Origin of the sequence: Streptomyces cahuitamycinicus (assembly GCF_002891435.1) — a bacterium.
GTDB classification, from domain to species: Bacteria; Actinomycetota; Actinomycetes; order Streptomycetales; family Streptomycetaceae; genus Streptomyces; species Streptomyces cahuitamycinicus.
In genome coordinates this window covers 1-14,135 of the sequence record NZ_POUC01000196.1, presented here as the reverse complement: position 1 = coordinate 14,135, position 14,135 = coordinate 1, and the positions used below count along the sequence as shown (strand labels likewise).

Annotated in this window: 13 protein-coding genes; 6 read left to right on the top strand and 7 right to left on the bottom strand. The window is 70.8% G+C overall.

Annotated features, from left to right (window positions below; genetic code table 11):
• Positions 1–165 precede the first annotated feature (165 nt).
• From C1J00_RS24375 to C1J00_RS24360, 4 genes are all read left to right on the top strand, one after another.
• The gene (locus C1J00_RS24375; RefSeq protein ID WP_102911194.1) at positions 166–1,743 is read left to right on the top strand and encodes an MFS transporter; all 1,578 of its coding nucleotides are present in this window, start codon (positions 166–168) and stop codon (positions 1,741–1,743) included.
• Between the two features lie 224 nt (positions 1,744–1,967).
• On the top strand, positions 1,968–3,767 hold the full coding sequence (locus tag C1J00_RS24370) for a DEAD/DEAH box helicase (protein ID WP_102911193.1): 1,800 nt from the start codon (positions 1,968–1,970) through the stop codon (positions 3,765–3,767).
• Between the two features lie 357 nt (positions 3,768–4,124).
• Positions 4,125–4,766, top strand: coding sequence for an IclR family transcriptional regulator (locus C1J00_RS24365; RefSeq protein WP_102911192.1), 642 nt, complete (start codon positions 4,125–4,127; stop codon positions 4,764–4,766).
• Positions 4,767–4,843: 77 nt separating this feature from the next.
• Positions 4,844–5,635, top strand: coding sequence for a S16 family serine protease (locus tag C1J00_RS24360; RefSeq protein WP_102911191.1), 792 nt, complete (start codon positions 4,844–4,846; stop codon positions 5,633–5,635).
• A 180-nt stretch (positions 5,636–5,815) separates the two neighbouring features.
• Here the strand turns inward: C1J00_RS24360 and C1J00_RS24355 are convergent, their stop codons facing one another.
• Genes C1J00_RS24355 through C1J00_RS24330 form a run of 6 tightly spaced genes read right to left on the bottom strand, consistent with a single transcriptional unit; the run spans position 5,816 to position 10,596 of the window.
• Positions 5,816–6,391 (bottom strand): ArsR/SmtB family transcription factor, encoded by a 576-nt coding sequence (locus C1J00_RS24355; protein WP_102911190.1) that lies wholly within the window; start codon positions 6,389–6,391, stop codon positions 5,816–5,818.
• 51 nt (positions 6,392–6,442) lie between these two features.
• Entirely contained in the window at positions 6,443–7,408 is a 966-nt protein-coding gene (locus tag C1J00_RS24350; protein ID WP_102911189.1) for a glycine betaine ABC transporter substrate-binding protein, read from the bottom strand.
• Complete coding sequence (locus C1J00_RS24345) at positions 7,405–8,190, bottom strand: ABC transporter permease (RefSeq protein ID WP_102911195.1); 786 nt, start codon at positions 8,188–8,190, stop codon at positions 7,405–7,407. Before C1J00_RS24345 ends, C1J00_RS24350 begins: the two co-directional genes overlap by 4 nt.
• 17 nt (positions 8,191–8,207) lie before the next feature.
• Positions 8,208–9,467: a betaine/proline/choline family ABC transporter ATP-binding protein gene (locus C1J00_RS24340; RefSeq protein ID WP_102911188.1), complete on the bottom strand. Its 1,260-nt coding sequence runs from the start codon at positions 9,465–9,467 to the stop codon at positions 8,208–8,210.
• Positions 9,460–10,107, bottom strand: a complete 648-nt coding sequence (locus tag C1J00_RS24335; protein WP_102911187.1) for an ABC transporter permease — start codon at positions 10,105–10,107, stop codon at positions 9,460–9,462. The genes C1J00_RS24340 and C1J00_RS24335 overlap by 8 nt, the downstream gene beginning before the upstream one ends.
• 18 nt (positions 10,108–10,125) lie before the next feature.
• A complete protein-coding gene (locus C1J00_RS24330; protein ID WP_102911186.1) occupies positions 10,126–10,596 on the bottom strand; it encodes an Lrp/AsnC family transcriptional regulator in 471 nt (156 codons plus the stop codon).
• 123 nt (positions 10,597–10,719) lie between these two features.
• On the opposite strand from C1J00_RS24330, the gene hppD reads away from it, so the two are divergent.
• Both hppD and C1J00_RS24320 read left to right on the top strand, forming a co-directional pair.
• Positions 10,720–11,865: a 4-hydroxyphenylpyruvate dioxygenase gene (hppD, locus tag C1J00_RS24325; protein ID WP_102911185.1), complete on the top strand. Its 1,146-nt coding sequence runs from the start codon at positions 10,720–10,722 to the stop codon at positions 11,863–11,865.
• Positions 11,866–12,032: 167 nt separating this feature from the next.
• On the top strand, positions 12,033–13,454 hold the full coding sequence (locus tag C1J00_RS24320; RefSeq protein WP_102911184.1) for an FAD-binding oxidoreductase: 1,422 nt from the start codon (positions 12,033–12,035) through the stop codon (positions 13,452–13,454).
• Between the two features lie 11 nt (positions 13,455–13,465).
• On the opposite strand, the gene C1J00_RS24315 is transcribed toward C1J00_RS24320, so the two are convergent.
• A complete protein-coding gene (locus tag C1J00_RS24315; protein ID WP_102911183.1) occupies positions 13,466–13,876 on the bottom strand; it encodes an SsgA family sporulation/cell division regulator in 411 nt (136 codons plus the stop codon).
• Positions 13,877–14,135: the final 259 nt, after the last annotated feature.

Sequence of the window (14,135 nt, the reverse complement as noted above, 5' to 3'; positions counted from 1 at the left end):
AGATGTGTATGAGAGACAGCAAGGGGACCGGGTGGGCTGCAACGTGACTGCCATACCCAGTTCATGAAGGGGGTGGCCGAGAAGCAGGATGTACGACCAAGGTCTCAGGGCCGGACCGTCTTGGGACAGGGGTCAAAGCGGGGTGTGGACCTTACGCTGGCGGGCATGACCGTCCCGAAGCCGCGTGGTGCCGATGTCGAGGAAGCCGTTGATCCGCCCTCCGTGGCCGAGCGGGATGAAGGTGTGCTGGGGGCGGCGTACCGGGCGTTGAGCGTCGGGATCGTCTCCGTCGTGCTGCTCATCGCCTTCGAGGCGACCGCCGTGGGGACGGCGATGCCCGTCGCTGCCCGGGAACTGGACGGGGTGTCGCTGTACGCGTTCGCGTTCTCCGGGTACTTCACGACCAGCCTGTTCGGGATGGTGCTCTCCGGGCAGTGGTCGGACCGGCGTGGCCCCCTCGGGCCGTTGACGACGGGCATCGCCTCCTTCGGCGCGGGGCTGCTGCTGTCCGGCACCGCCGGGTCGATGTGGGTGTTCATCCTGGGCCGGGCCGTGCAGGGGTTCGGCGGCGGACTGGTGATCGTCGCGCTGTACGTCGTCGTCGGGAGGGCCTATCCGGAGCGGTTGCGGCCGGCCATCATGGCCGCGTTCGCCGCGAGCTGGGTCCTGCCGTCGATCGTCGGCCCGCTCGCCGCCGGCACGGTCACCGAACAGCTGGGGTGGCGGTGGGTGTTCGCCGGGATACCGCTGCTCGTCGTCTTCCCGCTCGCGCTCGCGCTGCCGCAGATACGGCGTCGGGCGTCCGGACCCGCGGGGGACAGCGCCGCCGGGTCCGCCGCGGCGGAGAGTCCGAACGTGCCCACCCCCGCGGAACGGACCGCCCTCGCCGACCGGCCCGTCGCACGGGACGTGGCGCGGATGACCGACCGGCCCGTCCCGCCGGACGACCCGCCCGCCTCCTTCGACCGTCGGCGCATCCGGCTCGCCCTGGCCATCTCCCTGGGTGCCGGACTGCTCCAGTACGCCGCCCAGGACCTGCGCCCGCTCTCGCTCCTGCCCGGTGCCGTGGGCGTGGCCCTGCTCGTGCCGGCCGTACTCGGGCTGCTCCCGCGCGGCACGTACCGGGCCGTGCGCGGCCTGCCGTCCGTCGTGCTGCTGCGGGGCGTCGCCGCCGGGTCCTTCATCGCCGCCGAGTCGTTCGTGCCGCTGATGCTGGTCACGCAGCGCGGGCTCAGTCCGACGCTGGCCGGGTTCTCGCTCGCCGCGGGCGGCGTGACGTGGGCGCTGGGCTCATGGGTGCAGTCGCGGTCGCGGGTGGAGCCGTACCGGGAGCGGCTGACCACCGTCGGGATGCTGCTGGTGGCGGCCGCCATCGCCGCCGCGCCGAGTGTGCTGATCGACTCCGTGCCCGTCTGGACCGTCGCCGTCGCCTGGGCGTTCGGCTGCTTCGGGATGGGGCTCGTGATCTCCTCCACGAGCGTCCTCCTGCTCAAGCTCTCCGCCCCCGAGGAGGCCGGCACCAACTCCGCCGCCCTTCAGATCTCCGACGGCCTCTCCAACGTCGTCCTGCTGTCCGCCGGGGGCGCCGCCTTCGCGGCGCTGGGCGGCGGCACCGTGACCCACTCGGCCACCCACACCTCGGGCACCCACCCGGCCGCCTTCACCGCGGTGTTCCTGCCGATGGCAGGGGTGGCACTGGCCGGGGCCTGGGTGTCGACGCGGCTGCGGGAGCGACGGCCGTAGACCGGCGGACCGCGGGCCCCGGCGGAGCGGCGGGCCGCTTTCACCGCGCTCGCCGAGATCGCCGTCTCCGTCACCGAGGAGTTGTGACGTCGGTCCCACCCACAGGTGACCCGGCCCGGTCCGCGTATTGACCGGCTCGGGGCGCCGGTAGGGTGGCCCGGTTGTCATACGTAGCCGAGCCGTCAGGCTCCCTCGAACGAGCCGCCCGACCCCCAACGGAGACCGTGACTACCACCGCCGGCACCAGTTCTGCCTCGCACCACCTGTCCCCGGCGTTCCCCGGCCGCGCCCCCTGGGGTACCGCCAGTAAGCTGCGCGCCTGGCAGCAGGGCGCGATGGAGAAGTACATCCAGGAGCAGCCCCGGGACTTCCTGGCGGTCGCCACCCCCGGGGCCGGCAAGACGACCTTCGCGCTGACGCTGGCCTCCTGGATGCTGCACCACCACGTGGTGCAGCAGGTGACCGTGGTGGCCCCGACCGAGCACCTGAAGAAGCAGTGGGCCGAGGCCGCGGCCCGCATAGGGATCAAGCTCGATCCGGAGTACAGCGCCGGGCCGCTCGGCCGGGAGTACCACGGCGTCGCCGTGACGTACGCCGGTGTCGGTGTGCGGCCCATGCTGCACCGCAACCGCGTGGAGCAGCGCAAGACGCTCGTCATCCTCGACGAGATCCACCACGCCGGTGACAGCAAGTCCTGGGGCGAGGCCTGCCTGGAGGCCTTCGAGCCCGCGACCCGACGGCTCGCCCTGACCGGCACGCCCTTCCGGTCCGACACCAACCCCATCCCCTTCGTGACGTACGAGGAGGGCAACGACGGCATCCGGCGGTCGGCGGCCGACTACACCTACGGCTACGGCAACGCCCTCGCCGACAACGTCGTGCGGCCCGTCATCTTCCTCTCCTACAGCGGCAACATGCGCTGGCGCACCAAGGCCGGTGACGAGATCGCCGCCCGGCTCGGCGAGCCCATGACCAAGGACGCCGTCAGCCAGGCCTGGCGGACCGCGCTCGACCCGCGCGGTGAGTGGATGCCGTCCGTGCTGCGGGCCGCCGACCAGCGGCTGACCGAGGTCAGGAAGGCCATCCCGGACGCGGGCGCCCTCGTCATCGCCTCCGACCAGGACTCGGCGCGTGCGTACGCCAAGCTCATCCGGGAGATCACCGGCAGCAAGGCGACCCTCGTACTGTCCGACGACTCCGGCGCCTCCGAGCGGATCGACGAGTTCAGCGCGAACAACGACCGGTGGATGGTCGCCGTGCGGATGGTGTCCGAAGGCGTCGACGTGCCGCGGCTCGCGGTGGGCGTGTACGCCACCACCATCTCCACCCCGCTCTTCTTCGCCCAGGCCGTCGGCCGTTTCGTGCGGTCCCGGCGACGCGGCGAGACCGCCTCGGTGTTCCTGCCGACCGTGCCCGACCTGCTCTCCTTCGCCAACGAGATGGAGCGCGAGCGCGACCACGTCCTCGACAAGCCGAAGAAGCAGGGCGAGGAGGACCCGTACGCCGAGTCCGAGAACGAGATGGACGAGGCGAACCGGGAGCAGGACGAGGACACCGGCGAGCAGGAGCAGTTCTCCTTCGAGGCGCTGGAGTCCGAGGCCGTCTTCGACCGGGTCATGTACAACGGCGCCGAGTTCGGCATGCAGGCCCACCCGGGCAGCGAGGAGGAGCAGGACTACCTCGGCATCCCGGGACTGCTGGAGCCCGACCAGGTGCAGCTGCTGCTGCAGAAGCGGCAGGCCCGCCAGATCGCGCACAGCCGCAAGAAGCCGGACGAGGAGGCCGACCTGCTCGAGATGCCCGCCGAGCGGCGTCCGGTGGTCTCCCACAAGGAGATGATGGAGCTGCGGCGGCAGCTCAACACGATGGTCGGCGCCTACGTCCACCAGAGCGGCAAGCCGCACGGGGTGATCCACACCGAGCTGCGGCGCGTGTGCGGGGGGCCTCCGGCGGCGGAGGCGACGGCGGGGCAGTTGCGGCAGCGGATCACGAAGGTGCAGGAGTGGGCTACGCGGATGAAGTGACATCCGTGGTGTCGTCTGCGGATGGTGGGTGGTTGCTCGCGTCCACGCGGCGGAGCCGCACATCGGCACAGCCCTGCGCCCCCCGGGGCGCGCATACCGCCGCAAAATCAGCACTACGCCCCGTCTCGTGCCCGGATTCTGGACGGAGCCTTCCGCTCAGCGAACCTGCTTCGCTACTGTCCCGCTACGCACACGCCCCGTGGCAGCGCCGCCGCGGAGCGCAGCCGTGAAGCGACGCGGCCCGGACAGGCCGGGCCGCCGGCCGATCGGCGGCCTCTGAAGCGCGTTACCGACGGGACTCGGTGACGCATCCGCCGACCGGGGGGCCGCCGACCTCACCACTAAGGAGTGGGCGTCGTGACCGCGGAGACCTCCCAGACGCTCGACCGAGGGCTACGGGTCCTCAAACTGCTCGCCGACACGGACCACGGGCTGACCGTGACCGAGCTGTCCCTCCGGCTCGGTGTGAACCGGACCGTCGTGTACCGGTTGCTCGCCACCCTGGAGCAGCACGCCCTCATACGCCGTGACCTCGGCGGACGCGCCCGGGTCGGGCTCGGGGTGCTGCGTCTGGGGCGGCAGGTCCACCCGCTGGTGCGGGAAGCCGCGATGCCGGCGCTGCGATCACTGGCCGAGGACATCGGCGCGACGGCGCACCTGACCCTGGTCGACGGGGCGGACGCGCTGGCCGTGGCCGTGGTGGAGCCGACCTGGACGGACTACCACGTGGCCTACCGGGCCGGATTCCGGCACCCCTTGGCCCGCGGCGCCGCCGGCAAGGCGATCCTCGCGGCCCGCCAGCACCCGATGACCGACCCCGGCTACATGCTGACCCACGGCGAACTGGAGGCGGGCGCCTGCGGCGCGGCTGCGCCGCTGCTGGGCGTGACGGGCGTCGAGGGCAGCGTGGGTGTGGTGATGCTGGCCGAGGCGGTGCCGGAACGCGTGGGGCCACGGGTCGTAGACGCGGCCCGGGAGGTCGCGGAGGCGCTGCGCTGACATACGCCGGGTCGCGGGAGAGGGCCCCCGGACGCCCTGGTCCCGGCGGCCTCGCCCTCCCGCGTTAGATTGATCCCGTGTTCTCTCGCCTCACGCGTCCCCAGGCCATCGCCGTCTGCGCCCTGCCCGTCGTGGCCCTGCTCGCGACGGCGGCGCTGGCGCCGTTGCCGTTCTCGGTGGCGCAGCCGGGGCTTACGGCGAACGTGCTGGGCGAGAACAAGGGCGCGCAGGTGATCACCATCTCGGGTGCGCCGGTCCGGGACACCCGGGGTCAGCTGCGGATGACCACCATCGAGGCGACCTCCCCGGACACCCGGGTCTCGCTCCCCGACGTCATCGACGGCTGGTTCCGCACCGACCAGGCGGTCATGCCGCGCGACTCCGTCTACCCGAGCGGGGACAGCGTCAAGGAGATCGAGCGGCACAACGAGAAGCAGATGAGGGACTCCCAGGACGCGGCGACACAGGCCGCGCTGGGATACCTCGGCCTCGACGACAAGGACGTGAAGGTCAGCCTGAAGCTCGCGGACGTGGGCGGGCCCAGTGCGGGGCTGCTCTTCTCCCTGGGGATCGTCGACAAGCTCGACGGCGACGGCACCGGCGGGGATCTGACCGGCGGCCGGGTCATCGCCGGCACGGGCACGATCGACGCGACCGGCCGCGTCGGTGCCGTAGGGGGCGTCGCCCTCAAGACCCAGGCCGCTAAGCGGGACGGGGCGACGGTGTTCCTGGTCCCCGAGGCGGAGTGCGGGGACGCGCGAGCCGACCTGCCGAAGGGCCTGCGGCTGATTCCGGTCACCACGCTGAAGCGCACGGTGAGTTCCCTGGTGGCTCTGGAGACGGGCAAGGGGTCCGTGCCCAGTTGTTAGTGGGCGGGTGCCGTTCCGGGCCGGGCGGCGAGTCTTAATCCCACTTCCACGAGGGCCCAGCCCAGCCGCGTACGGAGGTCATGGCGGCGCGCCGGGCGAGGTTCGGCCTCGGCGCTGAGTTCCGCGGCGCGGGCGTGGTGCAGGGTGAGGTGGATGTCCGGGTGCATGAGTGATGGCCTTTCACGGCGTCATCTGGCTGGGGAAGACGTGCGTGTGGACGCGTACCGTCTCGGCGTCCGGCGTGCCCTCGGGCAGGGGGCGGTAGCTCTGGATGAGCTCGTGCATCTTGCCGACCAGCTCACGGGCGAGTTCGGGAGTGAGCCGCAGGGTGAAGTCGCTGAGGTCCGTGGCGCCGTCCCATTCCTCGCCCCACTCACTCCTGTTGCCGAGCCAGGTCGCGACTTCCCGGGTGTGCACGTTGGCCATCTCGTATGCGAGCAGGGCGACGGCTCCCCGCACGGTCGGATCCGGGTCGTTGATCAGTGTCTTGTCGATCCGGATGCCCTGGTCCACCGCCTTCCACCAGCGCTCCCGCCCCTTGCCGCGCTCGGGGTCGTCGGCGACGAAGCCGTGCGCGGCGAGTTGCCGTAGGTGGTAGCTGGTGGCACCGCTGGACTCGCCGAGTTTCTCGGCCAGTTGGGAGGCGGTGGCGGGCCCGCCGTGCCGCAGGGCGATCAGCAGCTGCATCCGCAGGGGATGGGCCAGGCCGCGCAGGGAGCGGGCGTCGAGCAGACGAGGAGCTGGTTCGTCGGACATGCATGCAAAGGTAGCGTTGCAAAGGCCCCTTTGCAACGGCTTCTTTGTAACTCACCCCTCCCCGACGAACCCCTCCTCCACCATCCAGTCCAGCGCCACCTGGTGCGGATCCTCCCCCTCCACATCCACCTTCGCGTTCAGCGTCTGCGCCACGGAGTTGTTCAGCCTGGCCGTCACCGGGTTCAGGACCTCCGCGATCGCCGGCCACTCCCTCAGGGACTTCGCGTTGATCATCGGGGCGGCGTTGTAGTTGGGGAAGAACTTCCTGTCGTCGTCCATCACTGCCAGGTTCATCGACTTGATGCGCCCGTCGGTGGTGAACACCTCCCCGTACGTGCAGTTGCCCTGCTGCGTCTGCGTGTAGATGATCCCGGTGTCCATCTGCGTGATGTTCCGCGCCGGGACGTCCATGCCGTAGGCCTTCTGCATGCCCGGCAACCCGTCCGCCCGGTTCGCGAACTCGACTTCCACGCACAGCTTCACGGCGCCCGGATCGGACTTCGCCAGTTTCGCCACGTCCGACATGGTCTTCGTGCCGTATTTCTTCGCGTTCTCCTGGTTCATGGCCAGCGCGTACGTGTTGTCGAGCTTCGAGGGCGGCAGCCAGACCAGGCCCTTCCCCGCGTCCTCCTTCTTCACCGCCTCCCACTGCCGCTGCGGATCGGTGATCGGCTTGCTGTGCCCGAGGTAGGTGATCCAGGCCGTGCCCGTGTACTCGTACCCGGCGTCCGCGTCGCCCTTGCGGACCGCCTCGCGGCTGCCGACGGACCCCTGGATGCCGGTGCGGTCGATCACGTCCGCGCCGGCCGCCTCGAACGCGATGCCCATGATCGCGCCCAGGATCAACTGCTCGGTGAACGACTTCGACGTCACCGTCAGATGCGCGCCCTTCAGCGGCTCACCCCGGCCGATCGACCCCGGCTCCACGTCGTCGGTCAGCGGAGAGCCACTGGTCAGACCGCACCCGGCCGCCGCCAGCAGCAGGCCGGCCGCCGACAGGCACGTACGCCGCCTCATGGCTGCAACCCCCGCGGCCGCAGCAGCAGTTCGGCGATCGACGCAAGCCAGTCCACCAGCAGGGCCAGCACCACCGTGAGGATCGAGCCGAGCACCAGCACCGGCATCCGCTGGTTGGTGATCCCGGTCGTGATCAGAACGCCGAGGCCGCCGCCACCGCCGAAGACCGCCAGGGTCGCCGTACCGACGTTCAGGACGAGGGCCGTGCGCACGCCCGCCAGGATCAGCGGGACCGCGAGCGGGAGTTCGACCCGGGTCAGCACCCCCGTGGGGGACATGCCGATGCCGCGGGCCGCCTCCAGCAGGGTCGGGTCGTTCGCCTTCAGGCCCGCGATCGTGTTGGCGAGCACGGGCAGGATGGCGTAGACGATGATGCCGATCAGCGCGGCCCTGCGGCCGATGCCCAGCCAGATCACCAGGAGGGCCAGCAGACCGATCGCCGGGGTCGCCTGGCCCGTGTTGGCGAACGCCATCGCCACCGGGGCGGCCCTGCGCATCGGCCCGCGGGTCAGCAGGATGCCCAGCGGGATCGCGATGATCAGCACGAAGAACGTGGAGATCACCGTCAGCTGGATGTGCTGCCACAGCGCCTTGGTCACCTGGCCGCCCGACAGGGCGTTGCGGGTGAGCGCGTCCAGGCCGGCCTGCTGGAACCACAGCCAGGTGGCGAGCAGCACGGCGATCAGGGCGACCGGCAGGAACGTCAGCTTCTGCCAGGTGAGGCGGGGCGGCCGACGCTCGGACGGGGGCGCCTGGGCCTCGTCGAGAGACTCGGAGGTCACCTCGGCCTCCGTGGCGGTCACCGTTCCCCTCCCGGGCCGCTCACACCCGCCGGACCCGCGGCCCCCTCCTGCTCCGCGTGCGTCTGCGCGGCCCGCAGCGACTCCAGTTCGTGCTGGTGTTCCATCGCGTCGAGCCGGTCGGCCTCCAGCATCTCGTGCACGGAGTTGATGAGCGTCTCCATGTCGACGACGCCCGTGTACTCGCCGCGCCGCCCGGTCACCGCCACCCGCCCGGCGTTGTCGGTGAGCACCGCCTCCAGCGCGTCCCGCAGCGTCGCGTCCCGGGTGACCGTGTCGTGCACCAGGGTCCCGGCGCGGGCCAGCGAGCCCCGGGCCCGCATCAGATCGCCGCGCCGCAGCCACTTGTAGGGGCGGCCGCGACGGTCGAGCAGCAGGATCTCGTTGCTGCCGCTGGTCCGCAGCCGGTTGAAGATCTGCTGCAACGGATCGTCGACCGTGACCGTCGGATACTCGGTGATCTCCACGTCCCGTACGCGGGTCAGGTTCAGCCGCTTCAGGGCCGCGCCGGCGCCCACGAACCCGGACACGAAGTCGTCGGCCGGGTTGGTCAGGATCGCCTCGGGGGTGTCGAACTGCGCGATGTGCGACCGCTCGCGCAGCACGGCGATCCGGTCACCGATCTTGATCGCCTCGTCGAAGTCGTGGGTGACGAAGACGATCGTCTTGTGCAGCTCGTGCTGGAGGCGGATCAGCTCGTCCTGGAGGTGGTCCCGGGTGATCGGGTCCACCGCGCCGAACGGCTCGTCCATCAGCAGCACCGGCGGATCGGCGGCCAGCGCCCGGGCCACGCCCACGCGCTGCTGCTGCCCGCCGGACAGCTGACGCGGGTAGCGGCCCCGGAACTCCCCGGCGTCCAGGCCCACGAGGTCGAGCAGCTCCTCGGTCCGCTCCTTGATCCGCGCCTTCGGCCAGCCGATCATCCTCGGGACGATCCCGATGTTCTGCGCGACCGTCATGTGCGGGAAGAGCCCGGCGGACTGGATGGCGTAGCCGACCTTGCGGCGCAGCTTGACCGGGTCCATGTCGGTGACGTCCTCGCCGCCGATGCGGATGCGGCCGCCGGTCGGCTCGATCAGCCGGTTGATCATCTTGAGCGTGGTCGACTTCCCGCACCCCGAGGGGCCGACGAAGACGACGACCTCGCCCGCGTTGATCTGCATGTTCACGTTGTCCACGGCCGGCTGCGCACTGCCGGGGTAGCGCTTGGTCAGGCTCTCCAGCTCGATGGACGCGCCGTGGTCGCCGGTCTCAGGCACGGATCCCCCTGGGAATGGTCAGCCGTCCGATCAGGACGTACGCGGCGTCGAACAGCAGGGCCAGGACGATGATGCCGAGCGTGCCCGCGAGGACCTGGTTGAGCGCGTTGGCGCTGCCCAGCGAGGCCAGGCCGCGGAAGATGACGTTGCCGAGACCGGGGCCGGAGGCGTACGCCGCGATGGCGGCGATGCCCATCAGCATCTGGGTGGAGACCCTGATCCCGGTCAGGATCGGCGGCCAGGCCAGCGGCAGCTCGACCCGCAGCAGCCGGGCCGGCCGGGACATCCCGATGCCCGTGGCCGCGTCCACCAGTGTCGGGTCGACCCCGCGCAGCCCGACGATCGCGTTGCGCACGACCGGCAGCAGCCCGTACAGCGTCAGTGCGATCACCGTGGGCGGCACGCCGAGCCCCACGAGGGGGATGAGCAGACCGATCAGGGCGAGCGCCGGCACGGTCAGGATGGTGGCGGTGGTCGTGGTCGCGAGGTTCCCGGCCCACTCGCTGCGGTAGGTGGCGACGCCGATCAGCACCCCGAGCAGGGTCGCGACGACCATGCACTGGAAGACGGCGCTCGCGTGCTGGTAGGCGTCCGTGAGCAGCTGCTGGTGCCGGTTGACCAGGTACTCCCAGAAGTTCACACGCGCTCACCCCACGACTCAGGTCTCCTCCGCGGCCTGCTCCACGAGCGGGATGATCCGCAGCGGAACGGGGTTCTCCATGACGATCGCCGTGGAGGCCCGGACGATGCCATCAAAACCGACGACCCGGTCGATCACACGCTGGAGATCGGCGTTGGAGCGGGCCACGAGCCGGCCCAGCATGTCCCCGGTGCCGGTGGTCGTGTGCAGCTCCAGCACCTCCGGCACGGTCGCCAAGTGGGCGCGTACGTCCGGCCCTTGCCCCTGCCGGATCTGCAGCGTGGCGAACGCCGTGACCGGGTAGCCGAGCGCCGCCGGATCCACCTGCGGACCGAATCCCCGGATCACTCCGTTCGACTGAAGCCGGTCCAGCCGGGCCTGCGCGGTGCCCCGGGCCACCCCCAGCCGCCGGGACATCTCCAGCACCCCGATCCGCGGCTCATGGGCGAGCAGCAGGATGATCCGGCCGTCCAGATGATCGATCGCCACAGCAGCCTCCCGGCATGGTCATCCTGTACAGAAGGGCCGATGTTACGGCCGTATTGCTGAACAGATTGCCCCGTCAAAACACAAACTATTGCGCACCTTGCCGGGCAGGGAGACCCTGCGGCTATGACGCAGACCACTCACCACACTCCCGACACCGCCCGGCAGGCCGACCCCTTCCCGGTCAAGGGAATGGACGCGGTCGTCTTCGCCGTGGGCAACGCCAAGCAGGCGGCGCACTACTACTCCACCGCCTTCGGCATGAAGCTGGTCGCCTACTCCGGGCCGGAGAACGGCAGCCGCGAGACCGCCGCCTACGTGATGGAGAACGGCTCCGCCCGTTTCGTCCTCACCTCGGTCATCAAGCCCACGACCGACTGGGGCCGCTTCCTCGCGCGGCACGTGGCCGAGCACGGCGACGGTGTCGTCGACCTCGCCATCGAGGTCCCGGACGCCCGCGCCGCCTACGCCTACGCCCTGGAGCACGGCGCCCGCTCCGTCGCCGAGCCGTACGAGATCAAGGACGAGCACGGCACGGTCGTCCTGGCGGCCATCGCCACCTACGGCGAGACCCGCCACACCCTCGTCGAGCGCTCCGGCTACGACGGCCCCTACCTGCCGGGCTACGTCGCCGCGAAGCCGATGGTCGAGCCGCCCGCGCAGCGCACCTTCCAGGCGATCGACCACTGCGTCGGCAACGTCGAGCTCGGCCGGATGAACGAGTGGGTCGGCTTCTACAACAAGGTCATGGGCTTCACGAACATGAAGGAGTTCGTGGGCGACGACATCGCCACCGAGTACAGCGCGCTGATGTCGAAGGTCGTCGCCGACGGCACGCTCAAGGTCAAGTTCCCGATCAACGAGCCGGCCATCGCCAAGAAGAAGTCCCAGATCGACGAGTACCTGGAGTTCTACGGCGGCGCGGGCGTGCAGCACATCGCTCTCAACACGGGCGACATCGTGCAGACGGTCCGCACGATGCGGGCGGCCGGCGTCGAGTTCCTCAACACGCCCGACTCCTACTACGACACGCTGGGGGAGTGGGTCGGCGAGACCCGGGTCCCCATCGACACCCTGCGTGAGCTGAAGATCCTCGCCGACCGCGACGAGGACGGCTACCTGCTGCAGATCTTCACCAAGCCGGTCCAGGACCGGCCGACCGTCTTCTTCGAGATCATCGAACGCCACGGCTCGATGGGCTTCGGCAAGGGCAACTTCAAGGCCCTGTTCGAGGCGATCGAGCGCGAGCAGGACCGCCGCGGCAACCTGTAGCAGCCGGTGCCCCGGGCCGTGCGGGTGTCACGGGGCACCCGCACGTGAGTCCCTGGCAGACAGGCGTGGCCGCCGACCCGGCCTGCACCTCCGAGCGGGGAGGGAGAGGACCCACTCCCGCTCGGTCTCCGGGAACGGTTCACACCGGTGGCCCCCGGTGCGACCCTGTGATCATGAGCCGTAGCGAAGCGCCCCGCTCCGAAGACGCAGACGCCGCAGCGACCGGCGGTCTCGTCGACTCCCTGCTCGGCGGCCTCCCCGCCGAAGCGGTCCTCACCGACCCCGACGTCACGGCCTCCTACGCCAACGACATGGCGAGCTTCTGCCCGGCCGGCACCCCGGCCGTGGTCGTGCTGCCCCGCACGACCGAGCAGGTGCAGCACGTGATGCGCACCGCCACCGCCCTGCGCGTCCCCGTCGTCCCGCAGGGCGCCCGCACCGGGCTGTCCGGCGCCGCCAACGCCTCCGACGGCTGCATCGTGCTCTCCCTGACGAAGATGGACCGGATCCTGGAGATCAACCCGGTCGACCGCATCGCCGTCGTCGAGCCCGGCGTGATCAACGCCGCCCTGTCCCGGGCCGTCGGCGAGCACGGCCTGTACTACCCGCCGGACCCCTCCAGCTGGGAGATGTGCACCATCGGCGGCAACATCGGCACCGCCTCCGGCGGCCTGTGCTGTGTCAAGTACGGGGTGACCGCCGAGTACGTCCTCGGTCTCGACGTCGTCCTCGCCGACGGCCGCCTGATGTCCACCGGCCGCCGCACCGCCAAGGGCGTCGCCGGCTACGACCTGACCCGCCTGTTCGTCGGCTCCGAGGGCTCCCTCGGCATCGTCGTGCGGGCCGTCCTCGGGCTGCGCCCCAAGCCGCCCGAGCAGCTGGTGCTGGCCGCCGAGTTCGCCTCCGCCGCCGCGGCCTGCGACGCCGTTTGCCGCATCATGGAGGGCGGCCACGTCCCGTCACTCCTCGAACTCATGGACCGTACGACGGTCGAGGCCGTCAACGACATGGCGCAGATGGGCCTGCCCGAGAGCACCGAGGCGCTGCTCCTGGCCGCGTTCGACACCACCGCCCCGGCCGCCGACCTCGCCGCCGTCGGCGCCCTGTGCGAGGCGGCCGGTGCCACCCAGGTCGTCCCCGCCGACGATGCGGCCGAGTCCGAACTGCTCCTCCAGGCGCGGCGCTTGTCGCTCACCGCGCTGGAGGCGGTCAAGGGCGTGACGATGATCGACGACGTGTGCGTGCCGCGCTCCCGGCTCGCCGAGATGCTCGAAGGCGTCGACAGGATCGCCGGAAAGTACCAGCTCACCATCGGTGTCGTCGCCCATGCGGGGGACGGCAACACCCATCCGACGGTCTGCTTCGACCCGGCGGACCCCGACGAGTCCCGGCGCGCCCGCGACTCCTTCGACGAGATCATGGCCCTCGGCCTGGAGCTCGGCGGCACCATCACCGGCGAACACGGTGTCGGCGTCCTGAAGAAGGAATGGCTCGCGCGCGAGATCGGCCCCGTGGGCATGGAGATGCAGCGGGCAGTCAAGCAGGCCTTCGACCCGCTGGACATCCTGAACCCGGGCAAGCTCTTCTGAGGCCCCTGCCCTCACTGGGCGAGCAGCTGGGCCAGCTCGTCGTCCAGCCCGAGCTGCTCACCCTCCGACCCCGGCGGGACCACCCGCAGCGTGCGCTCCAGCCAGGCCGTCACCGCCGCCGCGGGGGCCTCCAGCAGGGCGTTCCCGTCGGGTGAACTCAGCGCCATCAGAACGACGCCACGCCCCTCGGTCTTCGTCGGCCACACCCGCACGTCCCCCTGCACGCACGGCCGGAACACGCCCTCCACCAGCAGCTTCCGGGCGAACGTCCAGTACACCGGGTGCTCGGTGTCTATGTGGAAGGTGACGTGGACGGCGTAGGGGTCGTCCGTGAGGTACCCGAGCCGGGCCGGCACGGGGATCCTGCGCTCCGGCGACAGGACGAGTCTCAGCTCCAGTTCCCGCTCCACCACGGTGTGCACGGCGGTCTCCCTTCTCCTGACGGCTGCCCGCGAGGGCCGGTCGGGAGGAGAGAGCGGGCGGGGGCCACGGCATTACGCGCCTTGCCGGAAGTTTTTTCCAGGGGGATCCGACCGAGCGGCGCGGTCCGTAGCACATCGGTGCTCGAAAGGGGTGGGTCCGGTGGGAGCGGCGGTGGGGCTTGCGCACGTCTGATAGATGTGGAGGCCCCCATTTGACCCCCGAGCAGATACGGGACGACGGACATGAGCGCCCCAACCC

Coding starts and splice junctions, on each gene's coding strand:
- C1J00_RS24375 (WP_102911194.1), top strand. CDS start 166: ATGACCGTCCCGAAGCCGCGTGGTGCCGATGTCGAGGAAGCCGTTGAT.
- C1J00_RS24355 (WP_102911190.1), bottom strand. CDS start 6,391: ATGTCCGACGAACCAGCTCCTCGTCTGCTCGACGCCCGCTCCCTGCGC.
- C1J00_RS24350 (WP_102911189.1), bottom strand. CDS start 7,408: ATGAGGCGGCGTACGTGCCTGTCGGCGGCCGGCCTGCTGCTGGCGGCG.
- hppD (WP_102911185.1), top strand. CDS start 10,720: ATGACGCAGACCACTCACCACACTCCCGACACCGCCCGGCAGGCCGAC.